The sequence below is a fragment of the Flavobacterium sediminis genome, assembly GCF_003148385.1.
Lineage (GTDB): Bacteria > Bacteroidota > Bacteroidia > Flavobacteriales > Flavobacteriaceae > Flavobacterium > Flavobacterium sediminis.
The window spans coordinates 1,855,993-1,870,368 of sequence record NZ_CP029463.1 but is presented as its reverse complement, the minus strand read 5'-3'; the positions used below and the strand labels follow the sequence as shown (position 1 = coordinate 1,870,368).

The 14,376-nt window shown below is 35.7% G+C and carries 16 protein-coding genes; 12 read left to right on the top strand and 4 right to left on the bottom strand.

The genetic code is table 11. The annotated features are described in order from the left end of the window. Window positions 1–204: 204 nt before the first annotated feature. From rplM to DI487_RS08705, 6 genes are all read left to right on the top strand, one after another. A complete protein-coding gene (gene rplM, locus DI487_RS08730; protein ID WP_109569305.1) occupies window positions 205–660 on the top strand; it encodes a 50S ribosomal protein L13 in 456 nt (151 codons plus the stop codon). Then, the gene (rpsI, locus tag DI487_RS08725) at window positions 660–1,046 is read left to right on the top strand and encodes a 30S ribosomal protein S9 (RefSeq protein WP_109569304.1); all 387 of its coding nucleotides are present in this window, start codon (window positions 660–662) and stop codon (window positions 1,044–1,046) included. Before rplM ends, rpsI begins: the two co-directional genes overlap by 1 nt. A gap of 147 nt (window positions 1,047–1,193) precedes the next feature. Further along, entirely contained in the window at window positions 1,194–1,949 is a 756-nt protein-coding gene (rpsB, locus tag DI487_RS08720; protein WP_109569303.1) for a 30S ribosomal protein S2, read from the top strand. A gap of 132 nt (window positions 1,950–2,081) precedes the next feature. Beyond that, on the top strand, window positions 2,082–2,906 hold the full coding sequence (tsf, locus tag DI487_RS08715) for a translation elongation factor Ts (protein WP_109569302.1): 825 nt from the start codon (window positions 2,082–2,084) through the stop codon (window positions 2,904–2,906). Between the two features lie 74 nt (window positions 2,907–2,980). Then, on the top strand, window positions 2,981–3,202 hold the full coding sequence (locus DI487_RS08710; protein ID WP_109569301.1) for a VF530 family protein: 222 nt from the start codon (window positions 2,981–2,983) through the stop codon (window positions 3,200–3,202). Window position 3,203: 1 nt separating this feature from the next. Further along, complete coding sequence (locus DI487_RS08705; protein ID WP_109570644.1) at window positions 3,204–3,764, top strand: DNA-3-methyladenine glycosylase I; 561 nt, start codon at window positions 3,204–3,206, stop codon at window positions 3,762–3,764. A gap of 5 nt (window positions 3,765–3,769) precedes the next feature. Here the strand turns inward: DI487_RS08705 and DI487_RS08700 are convergent, their stop codons facing one another. The 4 genes from DI487_RS08700 to ahcY form a co-directional block, all read right to left on the bottom strand. Then, on the bottom strand, window positions 3,770–4,591 hold the full coding sequence (locus DI487_RS08700) for a M23 family metallopeptidase (RefSeq protein WP_109569300.1): 822 nt from the start codon (window positions 4,589–4,591) through the stop codon (window positions 3,770–3,772). Further along, entirely contained in the window at window positions 4,588–5,223 is a 636-nt protein-coding gene (aat, locus tag DI487_RS08695) for a leucyl/phenylalanyl-tRNA--protein transferase (RefSeq protein ID WP_109569299.1), read from the bottom strand. The genes DI487_RS08700 and aat overlap by 4 nt, the downstream gene beginning before the upstream one ends. An 18-nt stretch (window positions 5,224–5,241) precedes the next feature. After that, complete coding sequence (locus DI487_RS08690; protein WP_109569298.1) at window positions 5,242–6,351, bottom strand: DUF4407 domain-containing protein; 1,110 nt, start codon at window positions 6,349–6,351, stop codon at window positions 5,242–5,244. 141 nt (window positions 6,352–6,492) lie between these two features. Beyond that, the gene (gene ahcY / locus DI487_RS08685; protein WP_109569297.1) at window positions 6,493–7,809 is read right to left on the bottom strand and encodes an adenosylhomocysteinase; all 1,317 of its coding nucleotides are present in this window, start codon (window positions 7,807–7,809) and stop codon (window positions 6,493–6,495) included. A gap of 127 nt (window positions 7,810–7,936) precedes the next feature. Between ahcY and DI487_RS08680 the strand changes: the two genes are divergently transcribed. The 6 genes from DI487_RS08680 to DI487_RS08655 all read left to right on the top strand — a co-directional run bounded on the left by DI487_RS08680 (window position 7,937) and on the right by DI487_RS08655 (window position 14,336). Beyond that, window positions 7,937–8,386, top strand: coding sequence for a 4'-phosphopantetheinyl transferase family protein (locus DI487_RS08680; RefSeq protein ID WP_245896321.1), 450 nt, complete (start codon window positions 7,937–7,939; stop codon window positions 8,384–8,386). Window positions 8,387–8,580: 194 nt separating this feature from the next. Continuing rightward, on the top strand, window positions 8,581–9,294 hold the full coding sequence (locus tag DI487_RS08675; protein WP_109569296.1) for a geranylgeranylglyceryl/heptaprenylglyceryl phosphate synthase: 714 nt from the start codon (window positions 8,581–8,583) through the stop codon (window positions 9,292–9,294). After that, the gene (pnuC, locus tag DI487_RS08670; protein ID WP_109570643.1) at window positions 9,287–9,901 is read left to right on the top strand and encodes a nicotinamide riboside transporter PnuC; all 615 of its coding nucleotides are present in this window, start codon (window positions 9,287–9,289) and stop codon (window positions 9,899–9,901) included. The genes DI487_RS08675 and pnuC overlap by 8 nt, the downstream gene beginning before the upstream one ends. Then, a complete protein-coding gene (locus DI487_RS08665; protein ID WP_109569295.1) occupies window positions 9,871–11,406 on the top strand; it encodes a DUF4301 family protein in 1,536 nt (511 codons plus the stop codon). Before pnuC ends, DI487_RS08665 begins: the two co-directional genes overlap by 31 nt. Continuing rightward, window positions 11,399–11,800 (top strand): alternative ribosome rescue aminoacyl-tRNA hydrolase ArfB, encoded by a 402-nt coding sequence (gene arfB, locus DI487_RS08660; RefSeq protein WP_109569294.1) that lies wholly within the window; start codon window positions 11,399–11,401, stop codon window positions 11,798–11,800. The genes DI487_RS08665 and arfB overlap by 8 nt, the downstream gene beginning before the upstream one ends. A 274-nt stretch (window positions 11,801–12,074) precedes the next feature. Beyond that, on the top strand, window positions 12,075–14,336 hold the full coding sequence (locus DI487_RS08655; protein WP_109569293.1) for a TonB-dependent receptor: 2,262 nt from the start codon (window positions 12,075–12,077) through the stop codon (window positions 14,334–14,336). Window positions 14,337–14,376 lie beyond the last annotated feature (40 nt).

The following is a 14,376-nucleotide window of genomic DNA, read 5'->3' as shown; positions in this document are numbered from 1 at the left end:
TGTCAAATTAGAAAGTAAAATTAATAAAATTTATATATTTCTCAATAATAATATAAAATATTGACAAGACGTAAATTACCTTAAAAAGCAACTCTTTTACTGCTAATAGAATAAAAATCAAAATACTATTTGCTTTTATATTAAATAATTGTACTTTTGCACTCCCTTAATTGGGAATGGAATGTTTAATTAAAATTAATTATTGTGAACACATTAAGCTACAAGACAGTATCAGCTAACAAAGCTACTGCAGACAAGCAGTGGATTGTTGTAGACGCTGAAGGTCATAACTTAGGTCGTTTTGCTTCAAAAGTAGCTATGCTATTAAGAGGTAAATACAAACCAAGTTATACGCCGCACGTTGACTGTGGAGATAATGTTATCGTTATCAACGCAGAAAAAATCAACCTTACCGGTAACAAACTGACTGACAAAATTTACATGCGTCATACAGGTTACCCGGGTGGTCAAAGAACTTTAACTGCTAGAGAACAACAGGCTAAAAACCCTGCTGTATTAGTAGAAAAAGCTGTAAAAGGAATGCTACCTAAAAACAAATTAGGGGCACAGTTATTCCGTAATTTAAATGTATATGTAGGTTCTGAGCACAAACATGAAGCTCAACAACCTAAAACTGTAAACTTAAACGATCTTAAGTAATGGGAGTTATTCACAAAATCGGTAGAAGAAAAACCGCTGTTGCTCGTGTTTATGTTACTGAAGGTACTGGTAACATCACAGTAAACAAAAGAGAATTCGCTAACTACTTCCCTACACCAACATTACAGTACAAAGTAATGCAACCTTTAGCTATGACTGAGAATGCAGGAAACTTTGACGTTAAAATAAATGTTTATGGTGGTGGAACAACTGGTCAGGCAGAAGCTGTACGTATGGCTATTGCCAGAGCAATGTGTGAAGTAGAAGCTGAAAACAGAGCTATTTTAAAACCAGAAGGATTATTAACAAGAGATCCTCGTATGGTTGAACGTAAGAAATTTGGTCAGAAAAAAGCACGTAAGAGATTCCAATTCTCTAAACGTTAATCAATTTCTTGTTCATTTATTATTGAAATTAAAAACACAGTTGCCGTTATTCCTTTTCAAAAGGGAATTAGTTTAGCATCTAAATGGATAAGACCGATATTCGCTACTTGTCCATTGCTAATCAACGGAACGTAAACTATTACAAAAATGGCAAACAAAATAGACGTTAAAGAGTTATTAGAAGCTGGTGTTCACTTTGGACACATGACTCGCAAATGGGATCCTAACATGGCTCCTTACATCTATATGGAGCGCAATGGCATCCATATCATTAACTTATACAAAACTGCAGCTAAAATTGAAGAAGCTAATGAAGCTTTGAAAAAAATCGCTGCTTCAGGTAGAAAAGTACTTTTCGTTGCTACCAAAAAACAAGCAAAAGACATCGTTGCTGAAAAAGCAGGTGCATGTAACATGCCATACATCACAGAAAGATGGCCAGGTGGTATGTTAACAAACTTCGTTACGATTCGTAAAGCCGTTAAGAAAATGGCTTCGATTGACAGAATGAAGAAAGACGGAACATTTAACACCCTTTCTAAAAAAGAGCGTTTACAAGTTGACCGTTTACGTGCAAAATTAGAGAAAAACTTAGGTTCTATTTCAGACATGACTAGATTACCTGCGGCTCTATTTGTAGTTGATGTGAAAGCAGAACATATCGCAGTAAAAGAAGCATTAAAATTAAACATTCCAGTTTTTGCAATGGTGGATACTAACTCTGATCCTCGTCCGATCGATTTCGTAATCCCTGCAAATGATGACGCTTCTAAATCAATTGATAAAATTCTTTCATTAGTTTCAGGTGCTATCGTCGAAGGTTTAGCTGACAGAAAAGCTGAAAAAGAAGAGGCAACAAAAGAAGCTGATACAAAACAAGAAGCTACAACAAACAAAGAATAATTATTCATAATAATTCCAAAACAAATCCCAAATTCCGAAAAGCTTATTTGAAACATAAAGTTGATAATAATTTAAAATTGGAATTTGGTTTTTGAGTTTTGGAATTTTTACATTTAAAAACAAAAACAAGTTATGGCAAATATTACTGCTGCAGACGTAAATAAATTGAGACAGACTACCGGTGCCGGTATGATGGATTGTAAAAAAGCTTTAGTAGAAGCAGAAGGTGATTTTGATAAAGCAATTGAAATCCTTAGAAAAAAAGGTCAAAAAGTTGCTGCTAACCGTTCTGACAGAGAGTCTACTGAAGGTGCTGCTATCGCTGTTGTAAATGCAGATAAAACAGCTGGTGTTGTAATTACATTAAACTGTGAAACTGACTTCGTAGGTAAAAATGAAGGTTTCGTAAAATTAGCTACTGATTTAGCTACTCAGGCTTTAAATTATGCTACTAAAGAAGAATTATTAGCTTCTGATTTCGGTGGTATTACTGTAGCTGAAAAATTAATTGAGCAAACCGGTGTTATCGGTGAGAAAATCGAAATCGGTTCTTTCGAGAAATTAGAAGGAGCTTTCATAGGTTCTTACATCCACGCAGGAAACAAAATCGCTACTTTAGTTGCTTTATCAGCAAATGTTGAAGGAGCTGAAGAAGCTGCAAGAAACGTTGCTATGCAAGCTGCTGCTATGAACCCTATCGCGTTAAACGAAGAAGGTGTTGATGCAGATACAATTGCTAAAGAAATTGAGATCGCTAAAGATCAATTACGTGCAGAAGGTAAACCGGAAGCTATGTTAGACAACATTGCTAAAGGGAAATTAAACCGTTTCTTCAAAGACAACACTTTAGTTAACCAAGATTACATTAAAGATGGTTCTATGAGTGTTGCTGCTTACGTAAAAACTGTTGACGGTGGTTTAACTGTTACAGGTTTCAGAAGAGTTGCTTTAGGATAATAAATCTTGATACAAGATAGAAATGAAAAACCTCAATCAAAATTTGATTGAGGTTTTTTTATTATTTTTACACTATGCAAGAAAACAATCCTCTTCACGGAAAAACGCTAAAAGTCATTCTTGAAACTTTGGTCGGCTTTTATGGATTTGACACCTTAGGCGAGTTGATTCAGATACGTTGTTTCAATGTAGACCCGTCAATAAACTCAAGTCTGAAATTTCTCAGAAAAACGGATTGGGCCAGAAAAAAAGTAGAAGATTTGTACATTAGAACCTTACCTAAACTTAATGACTAAAATGACTTCAAAAAACAGATGCGCTTGGTGCGAAAAAGATGATTTATACCGCAATTACCACGACAATGAATGGGGAAAACCTGTTTACGATGACCCTACTATTTTTGAATTCCTGATTTTAGAAACCTTTCAGGCCGGATTAAGTTGGTATACCGTTTTAGCTAAAAGAGAAAATTTCAGAACAGCTTTTGAATCCTTTGACGTTCAAAAAGTAGCCGATTTCAGTGAAGAAAAAATAATTTCACTCTGTGAAAACCCTGGAATCATTCGCAATAAACTGAAAATAAGAGCAGCTGTAACTAATGCACAAGCTTTTATAAAAGTCCAGGAAGAATTCGGAAGCTTTTCTAAATACATATGGGGCTTTGTTGACGGCAACCCTATTGATAATCAACCGCAATCTTTGTCTGAAGTTCCGGCAACAACTGAAATTTCAGATAAATTAAGTAAAGATCTTAAAAAAAGAGGATTCAAGTTTGTTGGCTCTACAGTAGTTTATGCACACATGCAAGCCACAGGTATGGTTAACGATCATATTACTGATTGCTGGACGAGAAGTTAAAATCATCACTTTTTAAGCAAGTCACCTTTTTTAATTCCATCACCTACATATCCTTCAACGAAATCATATCGAATAGATTCATAGTTGTAATTTTCGCTTAATTTTAACATATGAAAATGCAAATGCGGTTCGGTCGAAAAACCTGTATTTCCGGAAATAGCTATAGGTTGATTCGCCAAAACTTTCTCTCCAATATTTACTAAACTTCCATCTTTTCTTAAATGAGCATAAGAAGATATTAAATTCATTTTAGGATGATAAATCCAAATAAAATTATCAAACCCTTTCCACTTTTCTTGTTTGCCTCCAAATTGATACCCTTCAACCATTTCAACCACGACTCCTTCTGCTACAGCACAAATAGTATCTCCGACATTCATTTCAAAATCTAAGGCATATTTACTTTTTAATGTATTATGACTGAAGTCACCATTATATCCTTGTAAAACCCTGTATTCTTTCCCTTTCGGAAAAGGCAAATTAATTTTAGGCTCTATTTCAAATTTTTGTTTGGCGTTTATTGTTGAAATGGAAATATCTCGAAATTCAATTAAACTAAGTTCTAACTTTAGAGAATCTCTATCATTAACAACATTTGAATTCCTATTCACTAACAAGGAATCCATCATTTTGTCTTTAGAATAAAGGTAAAAAGGAGTTTCAGCCTTATTGTAAATGGTCAAAAAAATAGAATCACTACTCTTTCTTGATTGTACAAAATAATTTTTTTTTGAATTAATTTTCTGTACCTCAAAAACACTTTTCTTAGTCTTACAAGAAAAAAGAGTCAACAAAAGAAATACCGATACTTGACAAACTATTTTCATTTTTTCAATATCATCATAAAATCATCGCGCTCGATTTCTACACAACCCAAAGAAGCTAAATGTTCATTATATACTTGGCAGTCTAAAATTCTGTAGTTAGCACGTTCTAATTGCTTTGCCAAATGAATAAATGCCACTTTGCTAGCATTAGATGCTTTTGAAAACATACTTTCACCACAAAAAACATGTCCTAAATCTACACCATACAAACCTCCGACCAACTCACCTTCTTGCCAAACCTCAACACTTTTTGCTAAACCTAATTCATTAAGCTTACAATACGCTTCCACCATCTCATCCGTGATCCAAGTTCCCGGCTGATCTTTACGCACTATCTTTTTACAATTTGTAATAACTTCCCTAAAAGCCGTATTGAACGTCACTTTAAATTTATTTTGATTTAGCACGTTTCGCATACTTTTGGAAATTTTAAGATCTTCAAAAAACAAAACCATACGTTCCGGAGGAGACCACCACAAAATAGGTTCGTCTTCATCAAACCAAGGAAAAATTCCGCTCTTATAAGCCAATAAAAGCCGCTCCGGAGATAAATCACCACCAATAGCCACAATGCCTTCTATAGACGCTTCTTCTACCGGCGGAAAATACAATGCTGACGTTAAGAAATACAAAACTCTTTTTTTGCAAAACTATAAATTCTTAATCACTTTTTGTTGTTTTTGAGTATATGCTTTGGCTTGATCTTTTAAAACACCAACCCAATGTTTTCGCTTTTCATCATATAAATCAGTATCATTGACCAATTCACTTTTCAATTTATCCTGAATTTCATTTTCCACTTGCTGAATAACTTCCTGCTGCTCTTTAAATTGTACCAGAATTTGCTTCACAGCATTCTCTTGATCTTCCAGTTTAAAGTCATATTCCCCTCTAGCTGTCATCATTTTAACCAGAACCGGAGCTGTTTCTACCGCTAAAAACAATAGCATAATAAAAAACGAAGGCCAAAAAGACAATTCCCCTAAAGCATCTATTCTGGCCATGATCCCATTGTACTCTTTAAGTACCGGTTGAACCGATTTAATTTTTGCTTCTTGGTTTTTTTTCAATTCTTCTACCTGGCTCTCTAACGCTTTAATTTTTATTGCATTGCGATTCTTTAGCGTATCTAACTCTTGCAAGGCTCTATCGTGTTTTTCGCGCTTTTCTTTATAGACCAGACCCTTACCCATCTTTTTAGTTCCGGAAGTTCCCTCTGCTTCTGTAATATAAACCGAATACAACTCATTTACCTCTTTTTCCTTTTTACCAATCTCAGACTTCAGACTATCTATCTGTTGCTGATTTTGTACTAAATCCTTTTGAAAATAAGAAGCGACTTGCTCTTTATTTTGCAGAGCCAACTGATTTTGTTCTTTTACTAAAACCGTATTGATCTCTTTTTCGAAAATTTTAAGTTCCAATGGCTTTGAAATTACAATAGCAATAATAATCGCCAAAACCAATCGTGGTGTTGCCTGCAACAATTCACTTTGCCAATGGTTCCGCTTACGAAGCGTTGACACAATAAACCGATCCAGATTAAAGATTAGCAAACTCCAAACCAATCCGAAGGCAACAGCACTATAATAATTATCAAAAACAGTATAAAGCGCATAACTCGCCGAAAGAAAAGCCATAACTGCTGTAAAGAAAACAGTAGCACCTATACCAACAAATTTATTTTGTTCGCCATTACTACAAGTGGCCATAATATCTTTGTCCGCTCCCGAACAAAGAAGAAAGAATTTTTTAAGCATGATTTTGTTTTTTGATGATGATACTTCATTAGTCCAAAAAACATGCTAAATGTTTCAAAAACAAGCTGTCAATTTGTAAAAAGAAAACCCCCTCACTCTGGTGAGGGGGTTCGATATCTAAAATTTTTTCCTGAAGTCTTATTAATATCTGTAATATTCCGGTTTGAATGGTCCTTCAACCGTTACTCCGATATATTTAGCTTGTTCTTCAGATAAAGTTTCAAGTTCTACACCAATTTTTTCTAAATGTAGTCTAGCTACTTTTTCATCTAAATGCTTCGGCAACATATATACTTTGTTTTCGTAAGCGGCACTGTTTGTCCATAACTCAATTTGAGCTAAAGTCTGATTAGTAAACGAATTACTCATTACAAAACTTGGGTGACCTGTAGCACAACCTAGATTTACCAGACGTCCTTCAGCCAAGATAATGATATCTTTCCCGTTAATAGTATATTTATCAACTTGAGGTTTAATTTCATTCTTAGTTGAACCATGATTTTTGTTTAACCAAGCCATGTCAATTTCATTATCAAAGTGCCCTATATTACAAACGATGGTTTTATCTTTCATTGCCTCGAAATGACGACCTACTACGATGTCCTTATTCCCTGTTGTTGTAATAACAACATCTGCATTTCCTACAACTGTTTCTAAACGTTTTACTTCGTAACCGTCCATTGCCGCTTGTAATGCACAAATCGGATCAATTTCAGTAACCGTCACAATAGAACCCGCTCCACGGAAAGAAGCCGCAGTACCTTTTCCTACATCACCGTATCCGCAAACCACTACTCTTTTTCCTGCTAACATAACGTCGGTCGCACGACGAATAGCATCAACCGCAGATTCTCTACATCCATATTTGTTATCAAATTTAGATTTGGTAACGGAATCGTTTACGTTGATCGCCGGAATGTGTAATGTTCCGTTCTCCATTCTTTCATACAAACGGTGAACTCCCGTTGTAGTTTCCTCTGATAAACCTTTAATCCCTTTAATTAATTCAGGATATTTATCAAAAACCATATTGGTCAAGTCACCACCATCGTCTAAGATCATGTTTAACGGTTGTCTTTCTTCACCGAAGAATAACGTTTGTTCAATACACCAGTCAAATTCTTCTTCATTCATACCTTTCCAGGCATAAACCGGAATTCCGGCAGCAGCAATTGCAGCAGCAGCATGGTCTTGTGTTGAAAAAATATTACATGAACTCCAGGTTACATCAGCACCTAAAGCAACTAAGGTTTCAATTAATACTGCCGTTTGAATGGTCATGTGCAAACAACCGGCAATACGAGCTCCTTTTAATGGCTGACTTTCTCCATATTCTGCACGTAAAGCCATTAATCCTGGCATTTCAGCTTCTGCTAACTCAATTTCTTTTCTTCCCCAAGCAGCTAAAGAAATATCTTTAACTTTGTAAGGAACATAAGGGATGGTTTTTGTACTCATCTATGTATATTTGTTATTTTTATTAGAAAGTGCAAATTTAAGCATTTCCTTTTTATTTCATAAATTAATTAGCTTATTTTGCGAAATGTTTAACTAGTTAAGCATTTGAAAAACAACAGAATAATACATGTCCTTTTACAAATCCATAGTTATAAACGAAACCACTACTGCTTATTTTTGGGAAATAACAGAAGATTTTAATGTTCTTTTCAGACAGGTTACATTGAAAGACATCTCATTGGCCCGGTTAGAAAAAATGAAATCTGAAAGCCATCAAAAAGGTTTTTTAGCTGTCAGAATGTTGTTGCAACACATCGGTTATTCTGATTTTGACCTGTATTACGACGAATTCGGAAAACCACATTTGAAAAATACAAAAGAAGAGCTTCATATTTCCATTTCTCATTCGTTTGATTTCTCCAGTATCTGTATTAGTAAAAGCAAACCTATCGGAATAGACATCGAAATTGTAAAACCTAAAATTTTAAAGATTGCGCCCCGTTTTATGGACATCAGCCATCTGAAAGATCTGTCGGAACCTGATAAAATCCGTAAAGCAACGATCATCTGGGAATAAAAGAGTCTATTTTTAAGATTAAAAATGAGAAAGGAATTAGTTTTCCCAAACATATTTTTGAAAACCCGTTCTGTTCCATTACTGAAACGAACTGTACTGCAGAACTTCGGTTCAATAATACAAAAGAAGAATTCGATATTCAATATTATCAGTTAGAAGATTATATCTTTGTATGCGCTTTACCTAAATAAGTAATGAGTATTTACCAAAACATCATACAATCTGCTGAAGAGAATAAGAAACTTTTAGCCATTTTGATCGATCCTGAAAAAATTGCTTTAGAGCATGTTCCTCACCTGATTTCACGAATAAAAAAATCGCCTGCAACGCATATCCTTGTGGGAGGCAGCACTTTTGACGGACAAAATCTGGACGATTTAATCAGCGGATTAAAAAAACATTGTGATTTACCCGTTTTGCTGTTTCCGGGCGGATTTCAGCAAATCTCAGCACAAGCAGACGGCATTCTCTTTTTAAGTTTACTTTCGGGAAGAAATCCCGATTATTTAATTGAACATCAGGTAAGATCTGTTCCTTATTTAGAGCAAACCCGATTGGAAGTTATTCCAACCGGTTATTTACTGATCGAAAGCGGTAAAGAAACTGCCGTTGCAAGGGTCAGTCAAACACTACCACTAAGCAGAGAGAATATAGAGTATGTTTCCCAAACTGCAAAAGCGGGAGAATATTTAGGTAAAAAACTAATCTATCTGGAAGCCGGAAGCGGTGCCAAACACGCCGTTCCTATAGAAATGATACGAAGAGTCAAAGACGCCCTTAATATTCCGTTAATTGTGGGAGGTGGCATTCGTTCCAAAAATGCTATTGAAGAAGCTTTTAACGCTGGAGCCGACATGGTCGTTATCGGAACCGCTTTTGAAAATGATAATACTTTTTTTGATGTTTGAAACACTATTTGAACCTTATCGTTATTATTCTACAGAGGCTATCATCTTAGAAGTTATTGCTATCTTCTTTGGCTTACTTAGTGTTTTTTTAGCCAAGAAAAATCATATAGGCGTTTATCCCACCGGTCTGGTCAGTACCGTTCTATATGTTTACTTGCTCTGGCAATGGGGGTTGATCGGAGACATGCTTATCAACTTCTATTATTCCACTATGAGCATCTACGGTTGGTTTCTATGGACTCAAAAACACGATAAAGAATACGACTACCCTATTAGTCAAATGAACCGCACTGATTTTCACAAATCTATCGTTATATTTCTATTAACCTGTATTTTTGTTATTGTCATTTACAATTTATTTAATAAATTTACGAATTGGACGGCTTATGTTGACACATTCACAACCGGTCTTTTTTTCGTCGGAATGTGGCTCATGGCAAAACGCAAGGTAGAAAACTGGATCTTGTGGATCATTGGTGATTTTATTTCGGTTCCATTGTATTATTGCAAAGGATACACGCTAACAAGTATACAATATCTGGTTTTTACGATTATAGCAATTTATGCATATAAAGAATGGAAGAATTATTTACCCCAAAAGATATAGAATTACTTGACCAAAAAGGCATCTCTATTGAAAAAATAAACCAACAATTAGAATATTTTATTTATGGAATTTCTAAAATAAATCTGGTTAAGCCTGCTACACCGGAATCCGGAATCTGGATTCTTTCCAAAGAAGACCGACAAAAGTACAGTACTCTTTTCGATACCAGTAAAAATCAAAAAAGCATTCTAAAATTTGTTCCGGCATCAGGAGCAGCCAGCAGAATGTTCAAGTTTCTATTGGAATTCCTGAACGACTTCCGAAGAGGAAATGAAACCGTTAATGCTTATATTAACCGAACCCGATGTACCGAGCTGTCCGTCTTTCTGGTCGGACTTAAACGGTTTCCGTTTTACAGAGACTTAAAAACGAGAGTACGTGAACTTTACCCTGATTTTATTCAACTGGAGAACGACGAAAAGAATTACTACTTAATAAAAACGTTATTAGATAAAAACGAATTTGATTTTGCCAGTAAAGCAAAGGGCGTTTTGCCTTTTCATGCAAAAGAAGACAAAAACCTGACTCCGATTGAAGAGCATTTCAGAGAAACTCTTTTTTATCAAAAAGAAGATAAAAAAGCTCAGGTACACTTTACGATTTCAAAAGAACACCTGACTAGCTTCCATTCGGTTTGCAATCAATATCCGGACATTGATACTTCTTTTTCTTTTCAGTGCGAATCTACCGACACTATTGCTGTGACTCCTGAAAACACCCCGTTTCGAGATGAAAACAACAATCTGTTTTTCAGACCCGGCGGACACGGAGCACTTATCAAAAACCTGAATGATTTAGAGGCTGATGTTATTTTTATTAAAAATATTGACAACGTTTCACAAAACCATATCATTCCCATTTTTGAATACAAAAAAGTACTTGGCGGCGTATTGCTGGAACTACAAGCTCAAACCTTTTACTATCTGAAAGAATTAGAAAACCAATCCGTTTCAGAAGAACTAATCAATGAGATTACCGGTTTTGCTACTCAAAAGTTAAATATTGTTCTGCCTAAAGATTTTTATAAATACCAGACACAATACAAGGTTGAAACGCTACAATCTTTCCTTAACAGGCCTATCCGTATTTGCGGAATGGTAAAAAATGAAGGGGAACCAGGCGGAGGACCTTTCTGGATTAAAAATGAAGAAGGAGAAATTTCACTTCAGATTGTGGAAAGTTCTCAAATTGATTTCAGTAGCCCAAAACAACTTGCTATTGCACAGCAAGCTACTCATTTTAATCCGGTGGATATTGTTTGCGGGATCAAAAACTATAAAGGTGAAAAGTTTGACCTTACCCAATTTGTTGATCATAACACCGGCTTTATCGTAGAAAAAAACAAAGACGGAAAACCTATAAAGTCATATGAATTACCCGGTTTATGGAATGGCGCCATGGCAGGCTGGATCTCAATTTTCGTAGAGGTTCCATTGGTTACTTTCAATCCGGTAAAAACAATCAACGATTTGTTGAAACCGGCTCACCAACCTGAAAATGAATAAAGAATACATTCAAAAGGAGTTACGATTCAAAGCTGTAAGAAGCAGTGGCGCCGGAGGTCAGAATGTAAATAAAGTAGCTACAAAAGTCGTTTTAAATTTTGATGTTCCAAATTCTTCGGGACTTACTGCTGAAGAAAAAGCATTACTTCATGAAAAACTGACTACAAAAATATCTCAGGAAGGAATTTTAATTTTATCCTGTGACGAAGACCGGAGCCAACTTAAAAACAAAGGAATTGTTACTCAGCGCTTTTGGGAATTATTATCCAAAAGTATGAAGAGACCTAAAGTCAGAAAAGCGACTAAAACACCCCGATCTGCCCAAGAAAAAAGACTACAATCAAAAAAGAAATCATCTGAAATTAAGGCAAACCGAAAGAAGCCAAACTTTTAGACCTATAAACTTGGAACTTTAAGCGAAAGAATTATATCTTTGCGTCGTCTCAAAGGGGTGCTCAAAATAAAGAGCTGAGATCATACCCATAGAACCTAGAACAGGTAATGCTGTTTAGGGAAAGCTGAGCATTGAGAAAATGTATTTTTACATTTTATGGAAAAATGTGCAGGCGCGCAAGCTCATTTTTCACGTTATGCAACCAGCAAGAGTATCAATTTTTAATAGTAACCTAAGAGTAATTACCCCTTTTATTCGTAAATTTTAATTACGGATGAAATTATTATTCACAAAAAGTGCCAAGCACAAAGTCACAAACCCGAAAACTCTTTTGAGTTTAACTGCTGTTCTTGTTTACTCTGTTTCATTTTCACAGGAAAGAGCAAAAGACACAACAAAAGTCACCGATTTAAAAGAAGTAACGGTATCAGCCGTTAGAGCAAAAGACAAAAACCCGATTACTTTTACAAATGTTTCTGAAGAAGAAATCGAATCAAAGAACTTAGGACAAGACATTCCTATTTTATTAAATTATTTACCGTCGGTAGTTACTACTACCGATGCCGGAAACGGAGTAGGTTACACCGCTATGAGAGTTCGCGGATCTGACGGTTCCCGGATCAATGTAACGCTTAACGGTATCCCTTTTAACGACAGCGAAAGTCAAGGATCTTTTTTTGTTGACCTACCTGACTTTGCATCTTCTTTAGAAAGTGTTCAGCTACAAAGAGGTGTCGGAACTTCTACAAACGGAGCCGGAGCCTTCGGAGCCAGTCTGAATATGCAAACCAAAAGTTATCAGGAAAAAGCACATGCAGAGATCGCTAATTCAGTAGGATCATTCGGCACGCAAAAACACACTTTGTCGTTCGGAACAGGGCTACACGGCAATTTTGAAATGAACGGACGTATCTCGCAAATTGAATCTGACGGTTATGTAGATCGTGGATCCTCTAATATGTTCGGCTACCTTTTCAATGCCAATTATGTGAAAGAAAATACTCTGATTAAACTGATCGCTTTCGGCGGAAAAGAAAAAACCTATCAAGCTTGGTGGGGACAGGACACTGCGGCAATGGAAGGGTTGCGTGCTACTAATCCCAATTTTGATTTTGGCAGAAAATTTAACGTTTCCGGAATTATGATGAATGATAACGGGGAAATTACAGGATATTACAACGACCAGACAGATAATTATTGGCAAAACCACTTTCAATTACACTGGACTGAAAAGTGGACTGAAAATTGGACCTCTAATACCGCCTTACATTATACGAAAGGAAAAGGGTATTACGAAGAATACATAGACAATTATTACTACTCCAACATTTTATTTGAGGACGATTCTTACCTGTCTTTCTTCGGATTAGATGACATCACTGTAAACGGGAACACCATCTCTTCAATGAACTATATCCGAAAAAGATGGCTAGATAATGACTTCTTCGGAGCTACTTTTTCAGCTAATTACAAAACAGCTAAAACGGATATTTTACTTGGCGGAGCTGCGAATCGTTACCTAGGAAAACATTACGGAGATGTTGTCTGGACTCAATATGAAATTCCTGATTTAGGTCGTTATTATAGCAATTACGGTAACAAAGACGATGTCAATTTCTACGCTAAAGCTTCACAACAATTTAACAAATTAAATGTTTTTATAGACCTACAATACCGCTACGTGGGTTATCAGGCTACTTCTTATAAATTTGCAGATGTTAATGACACATTTCACTTCTTCAACCCTAAAGTTGGCTTAAACTACCAATTAAACACTAAAAATGCTTTCTACGGTTTTGCCGGAGTAGCCAATAAAGAACCCAGAAGAAGTGATTACGAAGATGAAAACATCAAACCGGAACGCCTATACGATTTTGAATTAGGCTGGAAACACAATAGTTCTAAGTTCAAACTATCAGCCAATGGATTTTTCATGTACTACCTTGACCAGTTAGTTATGACAGGTGCTTTAAGTGACACCGGTTCGCCTATTTTTACCAATTCAGGAAAAAGTTACCGTTTAGGAGCTGAAGTGGAGTCCGTAGTAAAAATCACTAACAAATTCAATGTTCAGGCAAATGCCACTTTAAGCGATAACAGAAATATTGATTTTTATTTCCAACGTGATGGCGAATTAAAAAACTTAGGCAATACCACTATTGCTTTTTCTCCGAAAATCGTATCCGCAGGAGCTCTGAACTATTTACCTCTTCAGAATTTACAATTAAGCCTTTTAGGTAAATATGTAGGAAAACAATATATGGGAAATATTGATTCTGAAGCTTCAGCGTTGAAGGCTTACGGAACGCTTGATTTCAATGCTGTTTATGAGTGGAAAATAAACAAAGGATTAAAATCAATTGTTTTTACAGCGCTTATTAATAACCTATTGAATTCAAAATATAGCTCTAACGGCTACTTCTATACTTATGACGATGACTGGTCTAATCCGGGAAGTGTAAGTACCATTGAAGGTACCGGCTATTACCCGCAAGCCGGAATCAACGGATTAGTGGGTGTTACACTTAAATTTTAAGAGTTAATACAAAAAAGGCTGTTTAATTAACAGCCTTTTT